The sequence below is a fragment of the Sorangium sp. So ce394 genome (assembly GCF_051474665.1).
Classification (GTDB): domain Bacteria; phylum Myxococcota_A; class Polyangia; order Polyangiales; family Polyangiaceae; genus Sorangium; species Sorangium cellulosum_D.
Genome location: NZ_CP150339.1, coordinates 3,413,569 through 3,437,500, shown reverse-complemented (window position 1 = coordinate 3,437,500; position 23,932 = coordinate 3,413,569). Strand labels below are relative to the sequence as shown.

Annotated in this window: 15 protein-coding genes; 9 read left to right on the top strand and 6 right to left on the bottom strand. The window is 70.6% G+C overall.

Features of this window, described 5'->3' with window-relative positions:
• Positions 1–1,024: 1,024 nt before the first annotated feature.
• Positions 1,025–4,294 carry a protein kinase domain-containing protein gene (locus WMF33_RS12855; protein ID WP_437337402.1) on the top strand — a complete coding sequence of 1,090 codons (3,270 nt, stop codon included), beginning with the start codon at positions 1,025–1,027 and terminating at the stop codon, positions 4,292–4,294.
• Between the two features lie 69 nt (positions 4,295–4,363).
• On the opposite strand, the gene WMF33_RS12850 is transcribed toward WMF33_RS12855, so the two are convergent.
• Positions 4,364–6,757, bottom strand: a complete 2,394-nt coding sequence (locus WMF33_RS12850; protein WP_437337401.1) for a glycoside hydrolase family 9 protein — start codon at positions 6,755–6,757, stop codon at positions 4,364–4,366.
• A 353-nt stretch (positions 6,758–7,110) separates the two neighbouring features.
• On the opposite strand from WMF33_RS12850, the gene WMF33_RS12845 reads away from it, so the two are divergent.
• A complete protein-coding gene (locus WMF33_RS12845) occupies positions 7,111–7,377 on the top strand; it encodes a hypothetical protein (RefSeq protein ID WP_020734582.1) in 267 nt (88 codons plus the stop codon).
• 188 nt (positions 7,378–7,565) lie between these two features.
• On the opposite strand, the gene WMF33_RS12840 is transcribed toward WMF33_RS12845, so the two are convergent.
• On the bottom strand, positions 7,566–8,780 hold the full coding sequence (locus WMF33_RS12840; RefSeq protein WP_437337400.1) for a metallophosphoesterase: 1,215 nt from the start codon (positions 8,778–8,780) through the stop codon (positions 7,566–7,568).
• Between the two features lie 220 nt (positions 8,781–9,000).
• Here WMF33_RS12840 and WMF33_RS12835 point away from each other — a divergent pair, with 220 nt between their 5' ends.
• From WMF33_RS12835 to WMF33_RS12815, 5 genes are all read left to right on the top strand, one after another.
• Positions 9,001–9,903 (top strand): bestrophin family protein, encoded by a 903-nt coding sequence (locus tag WMF33_RS12835; protein ID WP_437337399.1) that lies wholly within the window; start codon positions 9,001–9,003, stop codon positions 9,901–9,903.
• A 174-nt stretch (positions 9,904–10,077) separates the two neighbouring features.
• On the top strand, positions 10,078–11,895 hold the full coding sequence (locus WMF33_RS12830; RefSeq protein ID WP_437337398.1) for a DUF885 domain-containing protein: 1,818 nt from the start codon (positions 10,078–10,080) through the stop codon (positions 11,893–11,895).
• A 774-nt stretch (positions 11,896–12,669) separates the two neighbouring features.
• Positions 12,670–13,089 (top strand): hypothetical protein, encoded by a 420-nt coding sequence (locus tag WMF33_RS12825; protein ID WP_437337397.1) that lies wholly within the window; start codon positions 12,670–12,672, stop codon positions 13,087–13,089.
• Positions 13,090–13,331: 242 nt separating this feature from the next.
• The gene (locus WMF33_RS12820; RefSeq protein ID WP_437337396.1) at positions 13,332–14,285 is read left to right on the top strand and encodes a hypothetical protein; all 954 of its coding nucleotides are present in this window, start codon (positions 13,332–13,334) and stop codon (positions 14,283–14,285) included.
• Positions 14,286–14,369: 84 nt separating this feature from the next.
• Positions 14,370–15,659: a tetratricopeptide repeat protein gene (locus tag WMF33_RS12815; protein ID WP_437337395.1), complete on the top strand. Its 1,290-nt coding sequence runs from the start codon at positions 14,370–14,372 to the stop codon at positions 15,657–15,659.
• 34 nt (positions 15,660–15,693) lie between these two features.
• Here the strand turns inward: WMF33_RS12815 and WMF33_RS12810 are convergent, their stop codons facing one another.
• Together WMF33_RS12810 and WMF33_RS12805 are read right to left on the bottom strand one after the other, a co-directional pair.
• Entirely contained in the window at positions 15,694–17,049 is a 1,356-nt protein-coding gene (locus WMF33_RS12810) for an FG-GAP repeat domain-containing protein (protein WP_437337394.1), read from the bottom strand.
• Positions 17,050–17,235: 186 nt separating this feature from the next.
• Positions 17,236–17,916 (bottom strand): hypothetical protein, encoded by a 681-nt coding sequence (locus WMF33_RS12805; RefSeq protein ID WP_437337393.1) that lies wholly within the window; start codon positions 17,914–17,916, stop codon positions 17,236–17,238.
• Positions 17,917–18,013: 97 nt separating this feature from the next.
• Between WMF33_RS12805 and WMF33_RS12800 the strand changes: the two genes are divergently transcribed.
• Positions 18,014–19,924 carry a metallophosphoesterase family protein gene (locus tag WMF33_RS12800; protein WP_437337392.1) on the top strand — a complete coding sequence of 637 codons (1,911 nt, stop codon included), beginning with the start codon at positions 18,014–18,016 and terminating at the stop codon, positions 19,922–19,924.
• Between the two features lie 202 nt (positions 19,925–20,126).
• Here the strand turns inward: WMF33_RS12800 and WMF33_RS12795 are convergent, their stop codons facing one another.
• Together WMF33_RS12795 and WMF33_RS12790 are read right to left on the bottom strand one after the other, a co-directional pair.
• Complete coding sequence (locus tag WMF33_RS12795) at positions 20,127–22,490, bottom strand: beta-L-arabinofuranosidase domain-containing protein (protein ID WP_437337391.1); 2,364 nt, start codon at positions 22,488–22,490, stop codon at positions 20,127–20,129.
• A gap of 119 nt (positions 22,491–22,609) precedes the next feature.
• Positions 22,610–22,795 (bottom strand): hypothetical protein, encoded by a 186-nt coding sequence (locus WMF33_RS12790; RefSeq protein WP_437337390.1) that lies wholly within the window; start codon positions 22,793–22,795, stop codon positions 22,610–22,612.
• Between the two features lie 275 nt (positions 22,796–23,070).
• On the opposite strand from WMF33_RS12790, the gene WMF33_RS12785 reads away from it, so the two are divergent.
• Entirely contained in the window at positions 23,071–23,355 is a 285-nt protein-coding gene (locus WMF33_RS12785) for a hypothetical protein (RefSeq protein ID WP_437337389.1), read from the top strand.
• Positions 23,356–23,932: the final 577 nt, after the last annotated feature.

The following is a 23,932-nucleotide window of genomic DNA, read 5'->3' as shown; positions in this document are numbered from 1 at the left end:
GAGCCTGATCACTCCGGCGACCTCCCTTCCGGGACGCGCCGCAGCAATGTTCACCTCGAACGATGCCCCGTCTATCGAACGGCCCAGAGAGGCACGGGCTTTCGTCCGCCGACTCTCCGTGTCCGCCGATGCGCGGGGGGCCCTTTCTAGGACCCCTTCGCGGGGTTGTCAACCTTCTCTTTCGACTTCTTTCGAACGTCTTGGGAGAAGCTGACTTCGAGAGACCGATCGGTCAGTTTGGAGGGCTACAAGCGGTCGGGATTCCTGGAACTCCAGAAACCACCAGACGCGGCTTTCCTGCCTTCCGGCTCTGCCGAATCGCGAGAGCTCAATCTAGAGTCCCGTCGCGAAACTGTCAACCTTCTCTTCGAGTAAGGTGGACGGGACGGCCAGGCCGTCCAGAACCCCGAGCTGTGCTCCAGCTCGGATGAGCTGGATTGAGCTGGGCTGGCTGGCCTCGCCGGTTCGCGAAGGCGCACCCTATACCCAGGCCACGAGCGTGTCAACGCCGTCGCGGCATGCCCCCGTTTGGGCCCCGTTTCGGAGCGGGAAGGCGCGCGAAAAGAGAAACCGAGCGACCTGAAGAGCAGCCGGCTTGTTCTGTTCACCGGCCTCTTCAGGCTCTCAGCACCGCAGCACGGCAGCGCCGCAGCGCGCCAGTGCCAGCGGCCGTCCTTTCTTAAATCTTGACACCGACGTGTCAACGGCCGTGGTGCCGCCGGGGGGCGGCCGGGTAGCGGACGAGCTGGGCTGCATCGCCCGGCTCGGCGTGAGGATTCGGCGCTCGCCGGGTCCCCGTGACCTGGGTGACCTGACGCCCCGGTGACTGGCGGTTGAGGTAGCCTGCTGCCGTGCTCCCTGCGGTCTCAGGTGGTGGATCAAAGCGCAGCGTCGCGGCCTCGCGCCGCCGAGGCCAGAGCCCAGCGGGCTCGCGACGCCGGGCGGCCGCGGCGCAGCTGTCCTCGCCGCGGGCGTCGTCCGGGACCGCTTCGGTCGAGCGGCGCCCGAACGGAGCGAGGCGCCGATGATGCCGGCGGCCGTGCGCGCGGGGCGGGAGCTCGACGGCAAGTACCGGTTGGTGCGGCCGATCGGCAGCGGCGGGATGGGGCAAGTGTGGGAGGCGTTCCACACCGGCCTCGAACGGCGCGTAGCCGTGAAGATCCTCACGCCCGAGTCGGTCGCGCATCCCAACACGCTTCGGCGGTTCGAGATCGAGGCCAGGGCGCTCGCGCGGATCCGCAGCCCCCATGTCGTGGACGTCTACGACGTCGGCGTCGAGGGGGACCTGCGGTATCTGGTCATGGAGCTGCTTGAAGGCGAGGACCTCGGCGTCGTCTTGAGCAGGCGCCCTCGGCTGTCGCTCGCCGAAGCGCGCGCGGTCTTCACGCCGGCGCTTCAAGCCCTGAACACTGCGCACGCTCGCGGGATCATCCACCGCGACCTGAAGCCGTCCAACATCTTCATCACGCGCACCGACGGCGGCGCCGTCGTGAAGCTCCTCGACTTCGGCATCGCAAAGCTGGAGGAGCCTTCCGGGCCGCCGACGTCGACCCAGACGGGCATCGTCATCGGCTCGCCCCTCTTCATGAGCCCGGAGCAGATAAGGAGCCTGCGCGATCTCGATCATCGCAGCGATCTCTTCTCGCTCGGGGCGGTGATCTACCGCGCGCTCACCGGCGTCGAGCCGTTCGCGCCGGACGCCCGGGGGCTCATGGAGGTGATCCTCGCCATCACCTCGACGGAGCCCCGGCCCCCCTCGACGTTCCCGGATCTCGGCGCCGACGTGGACGCCTTCTTCGCCAAGGCCCTCGCCAAGGACCGAACGAACCGCTTCGGCAGCGCGGACGAGATGCTCGAGGCCTTCCTCGCGCTCACCGACGGCGCGCCTGCGATCGACCTCCGGACGCTGCTAGCCGCGTCTGAGGCGCCCCCCCGGGGCGCGCGCCCGTCGCCGCCCCTCGAGCGCGCCGATCCGCCGCCCCCCACCGGTCCGGCCGACCCGGCGCAGCCCCTCGCACGGGCCGTCGGCGACACCGGCCCTGACACGACCCCTGGAGAGACCTTCCCCCCCGCTCCCGCAGCCTGCCCGAAGGTGTTCGCCGACGACGACACCGCCCCTCGCAGCGTCCCCTCGCTGCAGGCCGCCCGCCACGCTCCTTTCCCTGCCGCCGGCGTAGCCCCCGCGCCGCCGTCCGATCCGTGGCTCGCCCTCGGCGCCGTGCTCCCCGGCACCTTGAGCCAGCACGCCGGCTCCATCGCGCGCTTCCTGCGCGCGCTCTTCGGTCGCTGCGCGCGGGAGTCGGCCCACGTGGCGCAGCTCTTCGATCCCTCGTTCGACGCCCCGGCCCATTACCGGTTCTTCGCCGTCTTCCTCGTCGGGTCGGCGCAGCCGGGGCGGCTCGCCACCCAGACGTTCGTCCTCCAGTCGAGATCGCTGGAAGCGCACCTGGACCGGCTGGACAAGGGGGCGCGCAAGGTGGTCCTCGCCATCGGCGATTCCTTCGAGCTCGGCGCCGGCGTGCGGCAGCGGATCTTCGCGCTGTACCGCGCGCACAACGCGCTGGTGGTGCCCGTGCACGTCGCGCGGCTGCGGGCGGTCGCCGACGACCGCAACGCGCTCGATCTCCTCCGGGAGGGGCTCTCGGATTTCAACGCCCTCCCCGACCCGTTCGCCGTCAACGCGCGCGCCGCGGATCCGACGAGCCTGTTCGGCATGCGCGCCCTCCTCGGCGACCTGCTGCGCGCGCTCGAGCGGCCGGCGCTCGTCTCCATCTACGGGCCGCCCGGGTGCGGCAAGACGTCGCTCGTCGAGATGGCGCGCGGCGAGCTGGTCGACGCCCGGCTCGCGCGGGTGCGGTGCGTCGAGCTCCCGAGCCCGTCCATCGAGGCCGCCGCGCGCGAGATCGCCCGGGCGCTCGGCGACGAGGGGCCGGCCGGCGCGGAGGTCGGCGAGCGGATCGCGCGGGCGGCGCGGGCCGCTCGCGACCGGGCCGAAGGGCAGCGGGCGCTCCTCGTGCTCGAGGACGCCGACGTGATCCTGAAGCCGCTCGAGGGCCCCGACGAGGGCGAGCGGGCCGCCGCGCAGCGGCTCTGGACCGCGCTCGGCCGGGCGTGCGACGGCGGGCTGCTCTCGGTCGTGGCGACGAGCCTGTCGGGGTTCGTCCTCGGCGACGCCAAGATCTCCGGCTGGGTGAACCCGCTGGCGAACCAGGTGCACGCGCTGCCCATCCCGCCGCTGACGCCCGCGGACGTCCAGAAGATGCTCACCGAGCTGGGAATGCAGATCAACGTGCGCTTCGACGCGCAGGCGATCGGCTACGCGCATGAGGTCACCGCCGGCAACGTCTACGCCGTGCGGAGGCTGTGCGGGTATGTGGTGAGCAGGCGGAGGCGATCGGCGCCGCACGGGCCGCTCGACGAGGTCCGGATCGAGAAGCGCCACCTCGTCGACGGCGCGCGCGACCTCGCGGCCATCGGCGAGACGTTCAACACGAGCGTGCTGCCCTGGCTCGACGCGACGGAGCGGCTGGTGCTCGAGGCCGTGGCGACGCGGCAGCCGAGGAACGTGCGCGGCGTGCAGCAGGCCCTCTCGGGCCAGGACGCGGGCGCGGTGGCCGCGGCGCTCGACCGGCTGCGGCGCATCGGGCTCGTGGAGCGGCGGGGCGACCGCGAGCGGGTGGCGATCCCGCTCCTCGCCGACTGGACGCGGAACAACCTCCAGCCCACGCCGGGCGAGGCGACGCAGCGGCGGGAGCAGCAGGTGCGCACGCTCGCCGTCGGGTGCTCGATCACGCTGCTCCTGCTGGGCGGATTCGCGCTCTGGTCGCGGCCCCGCGAGGCGGCGTGGGACGCGGGCGGCTGCCGCTACGAGATCGACTATCCAGGCCGCGCGGCGCCCGGGGTCGAGATCAAGCTCTATGCGTTCCGCACCTGCGCCGGCCCCCCGGGAGACATCGAGGTGCGCCTCCGCGCGCGGGCGGGGACGCTGGCGCAGCTCGGCGCGCACAAGGCCCCTTCGCTCCTGCTGCACGACAGGGACCTTCCCGACTGGCAGCAACAGGAGATCTCCGCCGTGCTGAGCGGCCTCGGGCGCAGCCGCTTCGAGCTCGACGTGCTCGTGGGCGGCGCGACGGGCGAGACGTTGACGGTGGACCACGACTGGCTGGCGAGCGTCCCCGAGCTGGCGAGGAAGCTCATCGCCGCCGCGAGCGCGGTCCCGGCGGCGATGGCGGCGCTGCTCGCCTACGGCGACGAGATCGCCGCCCTCGTGCGGCGCCTCTTCGGACGACGGTAGTCGAGGCGGTCACGGGCCGGCGCGGCGCGCCCCTCGGCGCCCGGGATGCCCGCCCCCCGCCCGCCCCGCCTACTTCCCCGCCTTCTCGTCGAGGAACGCGGTCACCCACGCGAACGGCGCGTTCCAGTTGATCGTGATCTCGTTGACGCTCCAGGCCTCGATGTGGTCGACGAAGCACCGCTGCGCGACGCACCCCTTGAGGCCGGCGCTCTGGACGTGGGGGTCCTGCAGCGAGGAGTTCGGGCCGCCGGACACGGCGCCGGGCGGCGCCTTCGGGTACTTGCCGTTCGCCTGGTGGGCCCAGAACCGGTGGTGCGGGTTCTCGAGCGGCTTGTCGCCGTAGCCGGTCACGTACGACTGCCCGAGCGCGTTGCGCCCGAGGAGGTAGTCCATGCCGAGCACCACCCCGTCGAGGTACTTCGGCTGCTTGGTGAAGTCGTGGGCGAGCGCGACCACGAGCATGTTGTTGAGCACGAAGGAGTTCGAGCCCCACTCGTACTTGCCGGCGGGCGTCCGCTGGACGAGCGTCCGGTAGCCCTCCTTCTCGGCGACCGCGAGGTACTGGTCGGCGGCCTTCGCGATGCGGCCGCGGAGCTGCTGCTGCCACGCCGCGTCGACGTGGCCGGGCACGATCGCCATCGAGATCTGGCCGAGCGCGTCCGTGACCTTCCAGTTCATCGACGAGGCCACCCCGTCGACCTCCGTGGGGAACCGCGCGTTGAGCGGCGAGGCCTGGAGGTACTGCTTGTACTCCGGCTTCCCGGTGGTGACGAAGAGCTCGGCCGCGGCCCAGTAGAAGTCGTCCTTGACGTCGGTGTCATCGTACGGCCCGCCGCCCTTGTCGCCGCCGGGCGGCGCATACAGGGCCGGGTTCTGCTTCGCCGCCGCCCACGCGCGCTCGGCGGCCTTGAGGCACCGCGCGGAGAACGCCGCGTCGACCGTCTTCCAGACGCGCGCGCACTGCGCCCCGACGGCAGCGACGTTGAGCGTCGCCGCCGTGCTCGGCTTGTGCAGCGAGCGCGTCATCTTGTCCTCGTGCGGCGCGAGGCCGAGGCCCGTCCACGCGTCGTCGTGCATCTTGTGGTGCACCATGCCGGCGAGCGGCTTGCCTTCCGGCACCTGCATCCCCAGCAGGAACTCGATCTCCCAGCGCGCCTCGTCGAGGATGTCGGGCACGTTGTTCTTCCCCTCGGGGATGCTCAGCTTGCCGTCGCCGAAATCGGCGCTCGAGCTGCCGAGGTGCTTCGTCCGCTCGTGCCAGTTGAGCAGCGTCCACACCGAGATGCCGCCGTTGACCACGTACTTGCCGTGATCGCCGGCGTCGTACCAGCCGCGGGACGCGTCGAGCGCGTAGTCGCAGCCGCTGCCCTTGAGGCAGCGCGTGCTCTTGTCCTGGAGGTGCCCGGCCGGTCGCGCCAGCTCGGGCTTGCCGGCATAAGGCATCTTGATCTCGATGCCGCTCCGGTTGTGATAGAAATACGCGAGCGCGTCGTACTTGAGCTTCTGGTAGATGTCGGCGCCGATGTCGAACGGGTAGCTCTTCTCCTCGCCGACCTTGAGCACGTAGCCCTGGCCCGGCGCCTTGTGGGCGGTGAAATCGACGAGGTGGACGTGATCGCCGGAGGCGCCGTCCTTCCCGAAGACCTTGGTCTGGCCGCGCGCGACCGGCTTGCCCGAGCCGTCGAGCAGCTCCCACGCGAGCGGCGCGGTCGCCGCGTTGCTCACGCTCGCGATCTTGATCGCGCCCGGCAGATACCCGACCTGGTTCACGGCGACCTTCGGCGCCGCCGCCGCCGCGTCGCCCGCGGGCGCGGCGGCCCTGAACTCCGGGTCGTCGAGGCGGATGTCGTCGATGCAGACCTCGAACGGCTCCTTGGCCGACGCCATCGCGCCGCCGATGTGGAACGCGAGCTCCGCCGTCGCGTCGTCGGCCTTCGCCATCGAGAACTTGCCGGAGAAAGTCTTGGGCTCGGTCCCGAGCTCGACGGTCTCGTACCAGTACTCGTCGTACGGCGGCCCCGACATGCCGACCTTCGGGCGCGCCTTCGTGGGCGCGGACGCCCAGGCCTTGTACTGGATCGTGTAGCTGTGCCCCTTCTGGATCACCATCTCCCGGTGGCGGAACTGGGCGTCCCAGTTGTTCGACCCCTTGTTCGTCACCGTCACGCAATAGGCGCCGTTCTTCACCTCGGCGCTGCCCGCGCCCGGCGCGGTGAACGAGGTGGTCCAGGGCAGGCTCTTGTTGTCGTTGAAATCGGAGGCCTTGAGCAGGTTGGTCTGCGCGGGCCCGGCGCTCGCCGCGGCGCCCGGGTCGGCGCCCGGGGCGGCGCCGGCGGAAGGAGCCTCCGCGGAGGGGCCCTGCGAGGTCGCGCATCCAGCGCTCGCCGCGAGCGCGCCGAGCACGAGCGCGGACACCCGCCCCGCTCGGCGGAGGATCCACGGCTTGAGAAGAGAGTCGTTCATAAGTCCTCGGTTCACGGATGGGGGCAATCCGCGCTTAAAAAGCGGCAATTATGTCCATCTTGTCAAGCGCAATCCTCGCCTGCGCGTCGAAATGGCGGGCCGCGCCGCCCTGCGGATCCCCGCCGCGCTCCCCGCGGCTCGACCAAGGCAGAGCCGCGCCGGAGCCACGCCAGAGGCACACGGAAGCCACGTCGGAGGTCCCGAGCGCTCCGGAGGCCGAGCGGGCGCGCGCTCCATCCCCAGGTGATCCGGCGCCGGTCGATTCGCGCTGGTACCCCCGGCGCGGGCGCACTAGGCTCTGCGGCGCCTCGTCGCGTCCGGATCGCGACCGAGCACCCCAACGAGGAGACGACATGGCAAAGCACAGCTTCTCAGTCCCCTTCCCCGGCTCCGCTCAAGACATCGTCGCGAAGGCCAAGGCAGCGATCGAGAAGGCCGGTGGTCAGTTCAGCGGCAACGAGGGCAACGGCACGTTCTCGGTGCCCACGCCGGCGGGGACGGTGAAGGGCTCCTATGCCATCGCCGCGCAGAGCTTCTCGGTCGACATCACGGACAAGCCGTTCATCGTCCCCGGCAGCGCCATCGAGTCCCAGGTGCGCAAGTTCCTCGAAAAGGCCTGACGCCCGGCCGCCTACCTACCCGCGCGCGCCCGCCTGCGCGCTCAGCCGTCGCCGCGCGAGGCGCGGAGTCGATCGCCGCGCCGCCTGGCGCGTCGGGCCTCCTCCGCGAAGCATCCATCCACTCTGGAACGCGCCCCTCGGGGCGCGGGGCGGCCGGCGTCGGCCCCCCCCGGGCGGGAGCTCGCCTGTCACGCGCCGTCGCCGGCGAGGTGCACCTTGAGCACGCTCTCCTCGGCGGGGACGCCGAGCCGGAGGGGGAAGCCGTAGTGCCCTGTCCCGCGGTGCACGTAGAGCCGGTCCGGGCCGCGGGCCCACAGGCCGTGATCGGGCATGTTCACGAAGAGCCGGAGGGCGGTCCAGGAGCCGCCGAGGCTGACCAGGCCGAGCTGCCCGCCGTGGGTGTGGCCGGAGAGCACGAGATCCCCCTCGCCCTCGCCGAGGAGGCGGAACGCGCCCGGATCGTGGAGCAGGACGAGCCGGAGCGCCCCGGGCGCGCGCGGGTGCCGGGCGCAGACCTCGGCCATGCGCTCCGCGCGATCGCGGTAGTGGAAGTCCATCCCGAGCACCTGGACCGGCCCCGCGGCCGTCTCGACGAGCGCCGCCTCGTCGACGAGCAGGCGCACCCCGGCCCGGGCGAGCGCGGTCGCGACGAGGCGGGGCGACTCGTGATCGTGGTTGCCGTGGCACGCGAACACGCGGCCCTCCAGGGCGCGGAGCGGGGACAGCGCCTCGGCGAGGTGCTCCGCGGTGTCCTGCGACTCCATGGTCAGGTAGTCGCCGGTGAGCACGACGAGATCCGGATCGCGCGCGACCGCGCGCTCGCAGATGCCGCGGAGCCGCGCGACGGACATGAACGGGCCGAGGTGAGGGTCGGTGATCTGGACGATGCGGAGCGGGCGGCGCGCGGGGGGCGCGCCCTCGCGCGGGAGCGGGTGGCGCTTCAGCTCGCCAACCCGCGCGCGGTCGACAACGAGCTCGACCTCCTCGCGGCGGGCGGTGAGCGACTGGAGGATGCCGACGCCGGCGAGGGCGAACGGCGCCCAGAGGCCGTACGGCGTCGCGCCGAGGGCGCCCGCGATGGCCCACGGGAACGACAGGAACGTCGCGGCCACGAAGTAGGACGCCGGGATGCTCACGAGCGCCCGGTAGGCGAGCGGGCGCATCCGCGGGCGCGAGAGCAGGAGGAAGTGCAGGTAGACCGCGCCGTGGAGGTACGCGAACGCCGGCGCGAGCGGGCCGACGTGGCGGAAGAGCGCGCACGCGATCAGCGTGTGGATGCCGAGCAGCACGCCGACGAACCGAGCGTAGAGCCGGCCGCGGCGGCGCCGCGCCGCCACGACGACGAGGAGCCAGGCCAGGAGGGAGGCCACCCAGAACAGGACGACGGGGGAGAGGGGCTTCAATCGACGGCTCCAGGCGACGCGGGCGCGCAGAGCCACCGCGGTCTGCCCTGCCCGGTCGGACGGGCGAGTCTCCCGCGTCCGGCGCGCCCGCGCCAGGCGCCCGGGTCCGGTCGTGCGACGGGCGGGCTTACCCCCTTGGGGCGGGCGGCGTTGCGGCATAGGCCCCCTGCTGGTACGGAGGCGCGATGCGCTGCGGGGAGCGCCGCCAGGACCGCGCCCGATGATCCCGTACCCGAGAAGCGAATGGATTCACCTGCTGGTGTCCCCGCGCGGCTCCTTCTCGCCGGGCGTCATGCGGCGCGTGCTGGCGTTCGGGGTCATCGCCGCGGCGCTGTGGCTCGCGGACCGCTACATCCCGCGCGTTGGGCTCTCGATCGGCTTTTACGAGGTCGCGGGCGCGGTGATCGCCCTCATCCTCGCGTTCCGCACGAACACGGCTTACAACCGCTTCTGGGAGGGCCGGACCCTGTGGGGCTCGATCGTGAACGCGAGCCGCAACATCACGCGCATCGTGAACGCGCACGCCGCGGTGGACCCGGCCGAGGCGCGCGAGCTCGCCGTCTGGGTGGTGGTGTTCGTCCACGCCTCGCGGCGCTCGCTGCGCGGGCAGGCCGAGCGCCCCGAGATCGAGCGGCTCCTCTCCGCGGGGCAGGTCGAGGCCATGGCGGCGCACCCCCACCCGCCGCTCTACGCCGCGCAGCAGGTCTCCGACCGCCTCGCGGGCTTCGCGCGGTCCGGGAGCCTCGAGCGCAACATGGCGGTGTGCGCCGAGGAGGAGCTGAACGTCCTTGTCAACTGCCTCGGGGGCTGCGAGCGCATCCTCAAGACGCCGACGCCGCTCGGCTACGTGCTGCTCCTCCGGCGCGGCGTGGCGCTCTACCTGGCCACGCTGCCCCTCGCCCTCATCAACGCGATCGGGTTCATGACGCCCCTGGTGACGATGATGGTGGCCTACCCCGTCCTGATGATCGAGGCGCTCGGCGGGGAGCTCGACGACCCCTTCGGCCACGAGCCGAACGACCTGCCGCTCACGCGCATCTGCGACACCATCGAGCGCAACCTCCTCGGCTCCTCGCCGCTCGTCCTGGTGATGGCGTCGAAGGCCGAGAGCTATGTGGACTGAGCGCCACATCCTGCAAAATTCGCCCCGGCTTGCGCGGGAGCGCTCGGGCGCATGAAATCGACGCCGTCGATGTACGATCGAGCGACGGAACACCGAGGCAACTGGCATCCACCAGGCAATCGTGCGCGCGCCTTGACGGGAAGAGGCATCATCGCATCCACGCTGGAGGGATCCTTGTTCCATTCATCACGGACCGTGCTGCTGTCGCTGGCGCTCTTCGCCCTGACCCCGCTCGCCTGCACCGAGCCCCGGTCGCCGGCGGCGCCGGGGCGCACCGAGACGCAAGGCTCCGCCGCGGCGGCGCGGCTCGCGGCGCTGGCCGGCGAGTACTGGGACGGCCGGCTCGCGGCCGAGCCCATTGACGCGACGTTCCTCGGCTTCCGCAGCCACGACGACCGCCTCCCCGACATCACCGAGGCCGGCCGCGCGCGCGAGATCGCGCGCCTCGAGGCGCTGCTCGGGCGGGCGCGCGCGATCGACGCGGCGTCCCTCGCGCTCCCCGATCGCGTCACGCACGGGATGCTGGTCCATGAGATCGAGAGCGACCTCGCGTGGCGCGCGTGCGACCTCTCGGCGTGGACGGCCGACCAGCTCGGGGGGCCGCAGGTCGAGCTCTTCCAGCTCGCGCGGGTCCAGACGGTGCGCACGGAGGAGGAGGGTCGCGCCCTCGTCGCGCGCTGGAGCAAGATCGGCGCGTACGTGGACGCTCGCACCGACCGGCTCCGGCGAGCGCTCGAGCAGGGCAAGGTGGCCCCGCGCGCCACGGTGGAGCGCGTGATCGCCCAGCTCGACGAGCTGCTCGCGAAGCCCTCGGGCGAGTGGGCGCTCATGAGCCCCCGCGACGCCGCGCACCCCGACTGGCCGGAAGCGGAGCAGAAATCGTTCGCGGCGGCGGTGGAGCAGGCTGTCGAGGGCGGCGCCCGTCCGGCCTTCTCGCGCCACCGGGAGGCGCTCGCCCGCGAGATCCTGCCGCGCGCCAGGGACCAGGCGCGCGCGGGCCTGTCCCACGTGCCCGGCGGCGAGGCGTGCTACGCGCGCCTCATCCAGGCGAGCACCTCGCTCGCGCTCTCGGCCGACGAGGTCCACGCGATGGGCCTCGAGCAGGTCGCGCGCATCCGGGAAGAGATGAAGGCGCTCGGCGCGAAGGCGCTCGGCACCGCGGATTTCGCGGAGATCCAGCGCCGCCTCCGCGAGGACAAGGCGCTCGCCTACGCCACGCGCGACGAGGTCGAGGCGGCGGCGTCGGCGGCGGTCGCGCGGGCCAGGGCCGCGCTCCCTGCGTGGATCGGCGCCCTGCCCCGGACCCCGCTCGTCGTGAAGCGCATGGAGGCGTTCGAGGAGAAGCACTCCCCGCCCGCCTTCTACCGCGAGCCCGCGCAGGACGGGAGCCGCCCCGGGACGTACTTCGTCAACACGTATGCCCCCGAGACGCGCCGTCGCTTCGAGTCCGAGGTCGTCGCGTTCCACGAGGCGATCCCTGGCCACCACGTCCAGGTCGCGCTGGCGCAGGAGCTCGGCGAGGTGCCCGCGTTTCGCAAGCACGCGAACGTCATGGCGTTCACGGAGGGCTGGGGGCTCTACAGCGAGCGGCTGGCGAACGAGATGGGGCTCTACTCCAGCGACCTCGATCGGCTCGGGATGCTGAGCGCCGACGCCTGGCGCGCGTGCCGGCTCGTGCTCGACACGGGGATCCACGCGAAGGGCTGGAGCCGCGCGCAGGCCGTGACGTACATGATGGAGAACACGATCCTCGGCGAGGGCGTCGTCGTGAACGAGGTCGATCGCTACATCACCTGGCCCGGGCAGGCGCTCGCCTACAAGGTCGGCCAGCTGGAGATCCAGCGGCTGCGCAAGGACGCCGAGCAGAAGCTCGGGGCCCGGTTCGACATCAAGGGGTTCCACGACGCGCTGCTCGGCGCGGGCGCGGTCACCCTGCCGATCCTCGGCGACCAGATCGCGCGCTGGGTCGCGTCGCGCGCGCGCCTCCCCTGAGCCGCTCGCCACCTCGGGGCGGCGTCCAGCCGTGAGGTGAATAGCGGCTGATGCGCCCTTCCGACCTGCGCATCGGCCGTTCTCATCGTCATCATCCCAGAGATCCTTCTCGGCGATTCCGTAGCGCTCTGCACGGAAGGATACGAGTCCAGGAGAGAGATGATAGGCCGCTTGACGATGCTCTTGCGCGTCGCTCCAGCGGACACGGCTTTCAGCCGCTCGCGATCGCGCTGCATCCGCGGCGCGTCCTCCAGCGCTGGGTGATCGGCGGTTCGCTCCCCGGCTCGACTCCCCGCAGCAGCGATAGCACTGTTTCACTCCTCGAACGCCGCCGTTCCAGCCCGCTGGCTGGCGACGCCCGCCGCGTCGCCGCATACTCTGGCCATCCGACTGCCATTTCCATCTCAACCACAGATATCCATGAAAACGAAATGCTCGTTTCGACGTTGACAGAGTTTCCGCCTGTGCGAATGATACCTCCGCGCCGGCCGACGGAGCGCGGGACGGGCGCTCCGCTGCGGAGCCCGCTGCGCATCTTGCGGCGTGACCGAGATGCACCGACGAACCCCTGCGCCGACCACGCGCTCGGTTTGGAAACACAACCCATCACAACCCATTGGCGGACAAATGAAACACACCCTTCACATGACGCTCATCCGCGCTCTGACCTGCGGCCTCGTCGCCGGAGCGGTCTCGCTGAGCGCACCCGCTGAAGCTCAGGCGGTGGAGTACGAAGTCTACGAAGGAGACGGTTGCCCCGTAGGATACGCACCGTTGACCCCGCTCGACGCCTTCTGGACGTTCGTCGGCGGCTGCGACGATCTCCCCTATTCAGGAGTCTTTCGTATCGCGGACGGGAGCTCGATCGATGGCCCGTGGAACAACTGCCAGCAGCATGCGAACGACACCCGCGAGCTGGAGTACACGCTCTGCAAGCCCAACTACGAGCTCTTCGACATCGGCGGGACCACCTTTGCGGTCGTGAGAGGCGGAGAGCAGTGCATCGAGGGCTTCGAGCACGTGGATTTCGCGACCGCCTCCGCCTACGCGGAGGAGATCTGCCTTCACGTCGGGTACTGGGGGATCGCGAGGATCGGCGGAGGCGGCTCCATTGACGGTCCAGGTTACGATTGCAACATCCGCGCGACCGACTCTCGCCCGCTCGGCGATGCCATCTGCGTAGAATCCGAGTGAACACAAGTACCTGACTGGAGGCGTCACCGACCAGACGAACGGCGACACTTACCAGGGCAGTGACGGTCCGGGCTTCAGGTCACGCTTCCCGCCCGATCCGCGGGTGCAGTGGCAGCTCCAGCTCAGGGTGCGCGACGTCTGCGCCGCGTCGCGCTCTCCGGTGGCGATCTCGCGGTACTTCCGCTCGGCCACGCCCGTGCCAGGGGAAGTACCAGCGATCGCGCACGTAAGGGAAAGCAGCCATGCTGAAGCTCCTCCCGTCCGGATCGCGCAGGCTCCTCGTCGGCGCGGCTTCCGCGGCCGCGCTCCTCGCCGCGGCTCCCTCCGCTCAGGCCCAGCTCTGCTGGGGATCGAGCTGCCCCAAGGCGGGCGCGAACGCCGGCGGCCAGGCCGGCGGCGGCGCGCAGGGCACAGGTCGGGGCACGGTGATCTGGGATCCGTTCTCGGGCCAATGGATCCCGCAGGTCACCGGGCAGGCCCAGGGCAACGCGGGCGGCCAGGCGCAAGGCAGCGCCGGCGCCCAAGCCTCGGCCCCAGCTCCCCCCAGACCGCCGCCTCCTCCACCTCAACCCTGGTCGCCGCCGCCGCCGCCGCCGCCGCCGCCGCAGGTCACGCCGCTGCCGCCGCCCTCGCTGCCCCCGCCACCGTACACGTCCCCGTCCGGCAGCGGTTCGGGCTCGGGCTACTCCTTCGAGCCCTATTTCCAGCTCGCCGCGTGCGGTGGCCTTCAGATCGGGATCGCCGACGCCCCCGAGCCGCGCGGCCTCACCTGCCTGGAGCAGCGCCTGCGGCCCATGTCGTTCCTGGGCATCGGGAACGACTTCACCTACAGCTTCGGGAACGACGACTACAGGATTCCGGGGCCGCTCCAGGCCTATCGCCACGAATTCGGCGCGATGCCTCACGTGTCGCTTCACCTCTGGACCGGAGGGTTTGCACCTTACCTGCGCGCCGGCCCGAACATCCACGTCGCGCGGATGCTGGCCGACGGCTGGGCCGAGACGCGGACGTATCTCGGCGGTCACGGCGGCTTCGGCTTGGAGTTCCTCAAACCGGGCAGCATGACGGGGGCGTTCGAGCTCGTGGTCTTTGGAATGGCGCGCCTCGACGATCAGCCGCGTCCGGACGGCGCAAAGGACCGAGGCGGCCACGGGGTGCAGCTTCGGCTGTCCTTTGGCTACACCTTTTTGCTTTGATGCCCCGAGGCGCGCTGGGCGGCGGCGGCCACACGCCGTCTGCGGCATGCCTGGCGTGCGCTCTCCGGTTATCCTGGGCGACCGATGCGTGTGGTTCGTTCACTGCCGCTCGTTCTGGTCCTCGCCGCGTCCGGGTGCCGCGACTGCGCGCCGGATCCCTCGGCCGCGCTCCAGCCGGCGCCCGAGGCGCTCGCCGGCGCCGCGGCTCCGGCCGCCGCGTCGAGCGACGCGGCCGTCGCCCCGGTCGCCTCGGGCGGCGCCGCGGCGCTCGCCCCCGCGCCCAGCGGCTCGGCCGCCGCGCTCCCCGGGTCACCTCGCGTCGAGGCGGCGCCGGTGGATCGCGCGGCGTACCTCGGCGCCCTCGGCCAGGGCCGCGCCGCCGCGCGCCAGGGCCGGTACGCCGAGGCGATCGGCGCCTTCGACCGCGCGCTCGCCGCGATGCCGAACGAGCCGCGCACCCTCGCCGAGCGCGGCCACGCCCGGATGCGCCTCGGCGCGGATCTCGACGCGGCCGCCGCCGACCTGCAGCGCGCCGAGCAGCTCGGGCCCGACGACAAGCTCGCCGCCCAGATCTGGTACAACCTCGGTCTGCTCGACGAGCTGCGCGGCGAGGCCGAGCTGGCCCGCGCCGCCTTTGCCCGGTCGTTCCTCCTGTCGCCCACGGCCGCGGCCAGGGCCAAGGCGGGCCCCGGCATGCCGTGCGGCGTGCTCGTCGAGCGCCGCGAGGCCCCGTCCAGAGGCGACTTCCTCGCGCCGAAGCTCGTCGTCGCGCGGGGCTGGCTCGACGCCTACGAGCAGCTCTACCGGGACAACGACCCGAAGGTGGAGCCGAAGGAGCCCGCGACGGAGGCCGAGGCGCAGCGCTCGCTCTGCGATCGCCACGGCGCGGATCGCTGCACGGGCCCTTCGCCGTGGCTGTTGACGCGGTACCTGAACAGCACCCAGGGCGAGCTCGAGGATCACGTCCTGTTGCGGCCGGACGGCGCGCTGCTCGTGTTCCATGCGGGCATGGTGTTGCGGACGACGGACCTCACCACGATGAACCGGATCGCGTGTATCCCCGAGGAGCGGCTCGAGGTGCGGTTCGAGCCCGACGTGGTGCACGTGACGGTCGAGGCGGAGCTCCGCGCCTGGAAGAGCGCGGATGAAGCGGCGGCCGACGCGTGTGACCCCGGGCGGCTCGAGACCGAGGATCTCCTCTACGACGCGAAGACGGGCCGGGAGCTCGTGCGGCTGAGCCGCGCGGGGGGCCGGGACGCGGCCAGGGTGAAGCTCGCCGGGCGCACGGTGGAGGTCGCGGCGGGGACCTGCACGACGACCGTGCCGCTCGACGCGCCCGCCGCCGGCGCGGGGAGGCCGGCGGAGCCGAGATGAGGGGATCGACCCTCCCGCGCCGCCCCCGGCGCCCTCACTCGGCGCGCAGGAACCCCAGCGTGTCGCTGCCCGGCCTGGTCCAGATGAGGCCAGGCTCGAGGAAAATGGGGTGGATGGAGTCGATCCCTCCGACCCTACCCGGCCCGATCTCGCGCACCACGGGCGCGGCGAAGCTGGTGCCGCCGCCGGTCTGGCGCAGGATGGAGATGCGCGCGTCGCAGTCGAGGGTCGCCGCGCTGCACGTGGCCACAGCGATGTCGAGCATGCCCGCGCCGGCCGTATTGAAGTCGTCCACGACCAGCCCGTGGACCAGCTTGAATCCCTGCGACACCCCGCTGTCCCGCGAGACCGGAGCGAGGAAACCGTTGGCGGCGCCGCGCAGGATGCTCACGTCCGGGCAGCTGCCGTCGATGCCCGAGAAGCACGGCCAGCTGAGCGGATTGGCTTTGCGCGGCTGGTTCGCGGTCACGATGTCGTCGAAGCCATCACCGTTCATGTCCGCGGCCACGACCTTGACAGGATGGCCCATGCGCAGCCCGTCGAACGGCGCCACCTTGTAGGAGGCGGCGGCCAGGAAGGAGCCAGTTCCGGTGCCGCGCCGCACGGTGACGTAGCCCTCCTTGCCAGGGGTGAGGCCGTCCGCCTCATGCTGGTTGGCAGTCACCACGTCGAGGTGACCGTCGCCGTTGAAATCCCCGAGGGCGACGTCGTGGATGTAGGTCGTCCCCATGCCATAGGCGAGCGGCGCGCCGAGGTTGCCGCTGGCATCGCTGAGCCGGCGAACGATCCTGTCGTTGCATACCTCGACCACGACCACGTCATCGCGGCCGTCGTGGTTGAGGTCGCCGATGGCGACAGGCCCCGGACAGGCGGCGGCGTAATCCACGCGCGGCAAATTGCTGGCGAACTGGATGCCTTGGAAGACGGCGAGCCCGCCGGCGTGAGATACGATGAACCGATCGGGAGCGTTGCTGATGGCGATGTCCCGCCCCTCGGCGGGCAGCGCGTTGGACGAGGTATAATCGGAGACCAGCTTGCCCGCGTCATCGCCCGCCCGCTGCATGAGCGCGTCGTCGCACACGTAGGCCACGTCCTCGGCCACCTCGTCGAAGTAGGCGGCTTGCAGGGCGCCGGGCTCGGCGCAGAACGATGACCAGGTGGTGGTTACGCCGCAGCCCGCCTGGGTCAGCGCGCATCCGGCCACGTTGGCGATGCCCTCCGCGGAGATGCCGTGGGCGGCGATGCCCTCGGCCTCTTCCACCTCGTCGGCGAGCTGACACGCGCCAGCCCCGAGCGCCAGCCCCGCGGTCACGGCCACCGAGAGCGCGCCGCGCAGCGAATTGCCGGTTCTCGATTTTTTGCTTCGCTCGATTGTCGTCGTGTTGGTCATACCGCGCAGCATCGGCAGTTCCCGTGCCAGCGCGAGACATGCTCGCAGCTCGTCCTCCCCGAGCGCGTCGGCGGCTGCTGTCACGCGGGCATTACGCCCAGGTGTTACCGCTGCATCTCAGTGTCACGACCGCGTGACGCGGGCGCTCCCCCGCGCGAGGTCGTGCACAGCGGCGGACATCGGGGATCACGCGTCCGGTCGTCGGCCGTCGCCGATGTAGAGCGGGTCGTCGTCGGGCCGAAGCTCGATTGGCCGCGGCGGCGCGCGATGGCCGTCTCGCGCGTCGTTCGCATCGAGCGGGCTCGAGACGGCGGCGGCGCCCGCGACGAGCACGGGCTGCCCCACCTCGATGACCGTCTCCCGGTAGCGAACCGCGCCGTGAAAGCCGGCGAAGAACGACGCGCGCTCGTGCCCGTAGCGCTCGCGAAAGGCGTCGACGTGGCGGGCGGCGTCCGGGGGCGGTTCGGCGTCCGCGAGGTCGAAGCGCACGTGGCCGCTCGGTCGGACGAGCGCCTGGCCCGTGCCGTCGTCGAGGGCGAAGTCCGGGGCCCACTCGGCGTCGTCGTCGACGACCCAGACGAAGCCCAGGTTGTTGCGGCCGAAGCCGCCCTTGCGCTCCTGCCGCCAGCGCACGACCCGGAAGGCGACGCACGGGCGCCCGCTGAAGGGCGCGACGAGCGGCTCGCCGACGGGCACCGCTCGGCCCCTCGCGGCGGTGAAGCGGGCTGGCCGCAGCCGCGCGATCGAGTCGACGCACGCCCGGCACAGCCGCTGTCGCTCGGCGCGCCGCAGCGCCCACCGAAGCCCGGCGCCGCCGAGGCCGAGCGTCAGCGCGACCCCCAGCGCGGAGAGGAGCAGGGCTTCCACGAGGGCATGATCGCTCGGATGGCCTCGCCCGGCCAGGGCCACGCCCGCTCGCGCGAGGCGCGCCGACGGGAGCCGCGCCAGGATATAGTCGCCGCCTATGCTCGATCGCCAACAGGTGTTGCTCCAGACGCGGGCTCAGCTGCACCCGGAGCGCATCGCCCGGCGGGAGGACGCGCTCGCGCGAGCGCGCGCGCTGATCGAGGGCTCCCTCGGGAAGCTCGACGAGGCCGGCCTCCGGCGGCTGCTCCAGCTCTTCAACGCCGACCACGTCGACGGCCGCGACGTGAACAACCGCTTCGCCACCGGCCTGATCGGCAACAACGCGAACCTGCTCGTCGCCGCGCTCGACGGCGTCAACGCGGCGGTGCCTTCTTTATGGCGAGCCACCGACGCCTGGCTCGCCGAGCACCTGGCCGAGCTCCGCCGCGGGCGCAGCCTGCCGGGCGGCGGCTGGCTGTTCCCGTCGATGATCCTGCACACCCGCGATCCCAAGCGCTTCCCGCCGGCGACCACGACGATGGCGCGGGGGCTCGCCGCGATCGACGGCGGCCCGCCCATCGCGCTCGGCAGGCCGACCGGGTACCTCGAGTACAGCATGCGCGTCCGCAAGCTCCTCGCGGAGCACACGATCTCGCCCCACGGCGCCGACGTGCTGCTCTGGCAAGGGGCCCAGCTCGCCGGAGAGGCCGCGGATTCGGACGCGGGCGAGGTCGAAGAAGCCCCGCCCGCGCCTCCCGCGACCTCCGCGCCTCCCGCGACCCCCGCGCCTCCCGCGCCGGAGCCCGCGCGGCCGACCGCCGGACGCGACGCGACGACCGTCGCCCTGGCCCCTCGGGGTCCCGACGCCTCGGCCAAGCTGCCGCGCTCGCCCGGCCCTCCCGAGGAGGACGCGAGCGCCCCGCGGCCGGCGCCGTCCACGCCCGCGAGGCCCGCCTCGTTCGGCTGGCTGCACCTCACCGACCTCCACCAGGGCATGGGCGGCACGAGCTGGCTGTGGCCGAACGTCATGACCGCGCTGTTCGACGACCTTGCGCGCCTGCACGACGTGTGCGGCCCGTGGGACCTCGTGCTGTTCACCGGGGACCTGACCCAGTGCGGCACGCGCGACGAGTTCCAGAAGCTCGACGCTACCCTCGACAGGCTGTGGCGGCGCTTCGACCAGCTCGGCTCGCAGCCGCGGCTGATCACCGTGCCCGGCAACCACGACCTGAACCGCCCCAGGGACCTCGACCCGTACGTGCTCGCCCTCTCGCAGTGGCACGCCAATTCGCGCCTGCGCGACCAGGTGTTCGACGCGCAGGACAGCCTCGGCTACCGCGAGCGCCTCGCGCAGATCTTCAGGCCCTACACCGACTGGGTCGATTCCTGCCGGTGGCACGTCCGCGACCGCCGGAGGCTCGGCCTCCTGCCGGGCGACAGCGCGTACTCGCTGTCGCTCCACGGCCTCGAGCTCGGCGTCATCGGCCTCAACTCGGCCTTCCTGCAGCTCACCGGCGGCGACTACCAGGAGCGCCTCGCCGTGGACCCGCGCCAGCTCCACGCCGTCTGCGACGAGTACGCCCCCGAGTGGTTGCAGCGCCACCACATCAACCTGCTGCTCACCCACCACCCGCCCGAGTGGCTCCACCCGCAGGCACGCCAGGATTTCCGCCAGGAGGTCGACCCGGCCGGCCGCTTCGCCGCCCACTTCTTCGGCCACATGCACGAGGGCACCGCCACCTCCACCGCCCACGGCGGCGGCCACGCGCGCCACGCCCTGCAGGGCGCCTCCCTCTTCGGTCTCGAGGAGCACGACGGCCCCGGCGGCCGCGCCGTGACCCGCCTCCACGGCTTCAGCGCCGGCCGCTTCGAGCTCCTCCCCGGCGCCGCGCAGGCCCGCGTGCGCGTCTATCCCCGGCGCATGTTCACGAGCGCAGGCGGCCGCAGGATCGACCGTGACGTCTCCGCCTACCACCTCGATGAGCGCGGCTCGTTCGCCTACGAGGTCCCGACCGCCCGCCGCGCATGACGCCCTTCACGCTGTTGCCGCCGGGCAAGGGCGGCAACAGCGGGGACCAGGAGGGCAAGAGGATCTCGGGCGAGGACGGCATCGACGCCGCGCTTCCAAACGACACTCGCCAGCTCTGTACAAATGAGCTGGTCGAGCGTCGAACCATGTTCATGCTTCCCGAGCGGCGAGAGGTTACTCGGGCGCAGGCAGATGTGGGGGCTTATCGCGCACCGAAGGTCCGCGACCCCTGCGGCGCCTCACGACGTCTCCCCCGGCGCCACGCGACCAGGCCAAGGCCGAACAGCGCGGCGAATGGCCAGCGTTCCGACGAAGCGCGACTGAGCGTGCAGGAGCAACCCGAGCTGCCCTGGTCCGTGGTGCCATCATCCGCGCCCCCCGAGCCACCGGAGCCGCCCTCGGACGCGCCGCCAGTGGATCCGTTGCTCGTCGATCCGCTGCCTGTCGCTCCGCTGCCTGTCGCTCCGCTGCTTGTCGCTCCGCTGCCTGTCGCTCCGCTGCCCGTCGCTCCGACGCTTTCCGAAGGCGAGACGCTATCGCACAGCCTGCCAGTTCCAGGAGGGGGCGAGCACTCGCCGTCGTCTGGGATGTTTTCGCCCGCCGTCCCAGTGAGGCGGAAGTAGATGCCGTACCTATCTTCGTATCGCTGATAGTGCGGAGTAAACTTCAACGTGTTATTGGAGTCCGTGTTCCGCAGCGTGAACTCCACCGTACCCGGGGTTTGAACCAGGTTGTTCTCGATGTCGGCGATCCACTCGTTGATCGTGATGCCGTTGTTGATGCCGATGGTGTCTTTGATGACGACACCAGGGGGGATAGTAGCCTTCGCGGATGCCCACTGGGGCTCCGACAGCATCCTCTCCGTCCCGAGACCGGCGCTCAAGACGACCGGTCCGTAGACGAACGCCACCGCATTGGGGTTGTCGGGGAGTCTCGACACCTTCACCTCCATCGGCAGCGTGAGCTCCACCTTGTCTCCGGGCTTCCAGGCGCGACTTACCGCAAGATAGCCGTTCGCCTCCGTTGCGTCGCATGCCTGACCGTTGACCGTGATCGTCACGGGCTGACACCGAGCAACCCAGGAGGGCTTTCTGAAGTTGATCGTGACCGCATCGTCCGGGGCAGCGGCAATCTCGAAAACCGCCTTGTCGGAAACAGGAAAATTGGAGGTCTGTTTCAACGACAGCCCCCGCGCGGACCAATTCAACGTCGAGCTGAGGAACATGTTGACGTACAGATCCGTGTCGTCATGGAAGTACAAGCTGTCATTCAGCTTAGTATAATTCTCCATGCCGGTTCCGTTGCAACACCAGAAAGTGTCCTCCGGTTTGCCGAACAGCTTGAAGTACCCTGTCCCCATCGGCTTGAAGTAGGTCGTCATTCCGTTCGTCGGATTGACGGCAGACATGATCTCGTTGATATGGGTCTGCTCGTAGTAGTCGGCATACTTGACGTCCCCCGTGGCTTTGAAGAGCCCCCTCGCCAGCTTCAGCATGTTGTACGAGTTGCACGTCTCGTTGTTCACGTTGTCCCTTTGCGCGTCCAGCTGCCTGGGTTCGTGAAAATGCTCGAGCTGGCTATTCCCACCGGTGACATACGTGTGATCCCTCAACACGATGGTCCAGAACTTTTCTGCCGCGGTGTAGTAGAAGTTCTCCGTTTGGCCCAGCGTCCGGTAGCGGTTCAGGGCGCCGATGAACTTGGGGATCTGCGTATTGGCGTGCTTGCCTGGCAGGACGTTGTTGCCTTGAGATATCGGAGTGAAGAGCGAGTCCTCGTCGAAAACGTGGGCTGCCGCCAGGTGGTTGGCCTTGTTCGTCAGCCTGTACAGATCGTACAGGCAGTCGTTCATGCCGCCGTACTCAACGCCCAGGACCTTCCTTCGAAGGTCCGCATTCCAGGTTGAGCTGCGATTGTAGGCCCAGTCCCCCAACCTGCTCGCGATCTCGAGGGCCGTTGCATTTCCTTCGAACTCGTAGACGTCGATGAGGCCCGCGATGATCTTGTGCATCGTGTACCACGGCGCCCAGCTGGAGCCGCTGGCCTTCCCCTCGATGACGTCGAAATGCGTCTCCGGCGACGCGAACAGATACCCTTTTGGACTCGCGTCTTGGAATGATTTCAACTGGCCGATCGTGTAGTCGATCTTCTGCGCGATGGCGGCGCTCTGCCCCGCGTCGGAGCTACTGAGCTGTTTGTACGCTCGCGCCATGGCGGACAGATAGTGGCCTATCGTGTGCCCGCGCAGAAGGCTCCAGCCGCCCTCCCACCCGCCGTAGAGATTGAGGCCCGTCGCGTTCCCAGGATCCTTTCCTTGCGACACCGCCTTGAAGCCCGCCAGAAGCCGGTTGGGGTCGAGGCTCATGATGTACGCGATCTCTTTCGAAGAGATGTTCTGGTAGTACGCGTCGGTCACGCTCACCTCGTCCAGCGCGAACTCCTGCAGCTTCTCGACGGGGTCCGCGGCGGACGCCGCCCCTGGAGCGAGGGCTCCAAGCAGAAGCGAAACAGTCAACGCGGCGGCGCCCGAGAGCGAGCGCCGGGTCTGCAGGATTCTCTTACTCATGACAGTTCCCTTCAGATCTCGAATGCGTTGTATCTAGGAAATTCGAGACGAGACTACGCCGCGCCAAACAGCGACGAGGCCTCCTCTCTATTCGCTTGTCGACCGTCGCACCATCGCGCTCAAGCACTGCCCAGACCGCTCTTCGAGGTTGGTAAATTGACCATGTGATCGATGCCGATGGGCTGCATGCTGACGAGGAACGCCGCGCCGCGGGCGAAGGACATGCCCGCGAGCGTCACCAGGAGCGGGGGCAGAGAAAACCGATGGATCAGGTGCCCCGTCATCGCGCCGAACGAGACAGACACCGCGAGGCGTTGTGACCCGGCCGCGTGGCCAGCACCGCCGCATCTTTGAAGGAATCATCTCCGGTGAACAGCAATCGATATTTCACGACAGCCGCCGAACAAGCGCGGTATGCCGTGTTCTCTGGTGGAGCCCCCTCGGCCCGATGCCCATCCCCATCGTTCAGCGATCGCTGCCGCGACGACCGAGCGAGCAGAGCTGGTGAAAAAAATGGATCAGACGACGAAGGCCTCGGTACGCGTGGCGACCCGAGCAATGCGCAGCAACAAGGACACCCGTGGACGGCAATGTGAACGTTAACATTACCGCTGTCAATTCCAATCGACAGGTTTGTAAGTATCTCGATCCCGCGGGATCACGGGGCTGGCGGGCTCCTCCGCAGCGCCGCGGCAAGAGGGGCGGGCGCCTTGCTGCGATCGTCGCCGGACCGGTCGACGAACTGGAAGCCGATCAGCGCATCGGCGGCTGGCGCGCGACGCGACGCGACGCGTTGCGGCCGCATCGCCAGCGTGAGATCGCGCCGCCGCGCGCCGGTGATGGCGCCGCTGCAGCGCCTGTATGACCGCAGCCCGATGCCCGCCCTCTTGGCGCATCGCGCCAAATTAACGCAACGCGCTCGGAGGAGACCTGTCTGCCATCGGGGCGCGAGGGCGGCCGTTCCGAATTGACATTCGTTTTGTTAACGTTAACATTTCGCTCCGAGGCGCCGTTTCAGCGCGGTTCGGGACCAGGGTCGTCATGCTGGGGCACGAGCAGCGGGAGGCCCGACCGAGCCCGTTTTTTACGTTTTCCTATCAGCGGGGAGCGGGTGGCGGCGTTCATGAAGGCGGGGGGCGCAAGCGATGGTTGGATCCTGTCGCGCGCGAGGGCGGCGCAGCGCCCCCCGCACCACGCGGTAGCTCCCCTCGCCCCGCAGGCCGCGCGCGACCTCCGCCGGCGCCACCTCCCCGGCGAGCAGCCGTCGGTACGCCTCCACCACCCGCCGCGGTCTCGCAGGCGACCTCGAGCGCCGTCTGGATGAGCGTTCGCTTCGCTTCGCCGCCCACTTCTTCGGCCACATGCACGAGGGCACCGCCACCTCCACCGCCCACGGCGGCGGCCACGCGCGCCACGCCCTGCAGGGCGCCTCCCTCTTCGGT

Excerpts from the sequence above, each read along its gene's own strand:
- WMF33_RS12845 (WP_020734582.1), top strand. The coding sequence starts at position 7,111 with ATGGCAAAGCACAGCTTCTCAGTCCCCTTCCCCGGCTCCGCTCAAGAC.
- WMF33_RS12795 (WP_437337391.1), bottom strand. The coding sequence starts at position 22,490 with ATGAGTAAGAGAATCCTGCAGACCCGGCGCTCGCTCTCGGGCGCCGCC.
- WMF33_RS12855 (WP_437337402.1), top strand. The coding sequence starts at position 1,025 with ATGATGCCGGCGGCCGTGCGCGCGGGGCGGGAGCTCGACGGCAAGTAC.
- WMF33_RS12850 (WP_437337401.1), bottom strand. The coding sequence starts at position 6,757 with ATGAACGACTCTCTTCTCAAGCCGTGGATCCTCCGCCGAGCGGGGCGG.
- WMF33_RS12800 (WP_437337392.1), top strand. The coding sequence starts at position 18,014 with ATGCTCGATCGCCAACAGGTGTTGCTCCAGACGCGGGCTCAGCTGCAC.
- WMF33_RS12835 (WP_437337399.1), top strand. The coding sequence starts at position 9,001 with ATGATCCCGTACCCGAGAAGCGAATGGATTCACCTGCTGGTGTCCCCG.
- WMF33_RS12820 (WP_437337396.1), top strand. The coding sequence starts at position 13,332 with ATGCTGAAGCTCCTCCCGTCCGGATCGCGCAGGCTCCTCGTCGGCGCG.
- WMF33_RS12815 (WP_437337395.1), top strand. The coding sequence starts at position 14,370 with ATGCGTGTGGTTCGTTCACTGCCGCTCGTTCTGGTCCTCGCCGCGTCC.
- WMF33_RS12810 (WP_437337394.1), bottom strand. The coding sequence starts at position 17,049 with ATGACCAACACGACGACAATCGAGCGAAGCAAAAAATCGAGAACCGGC.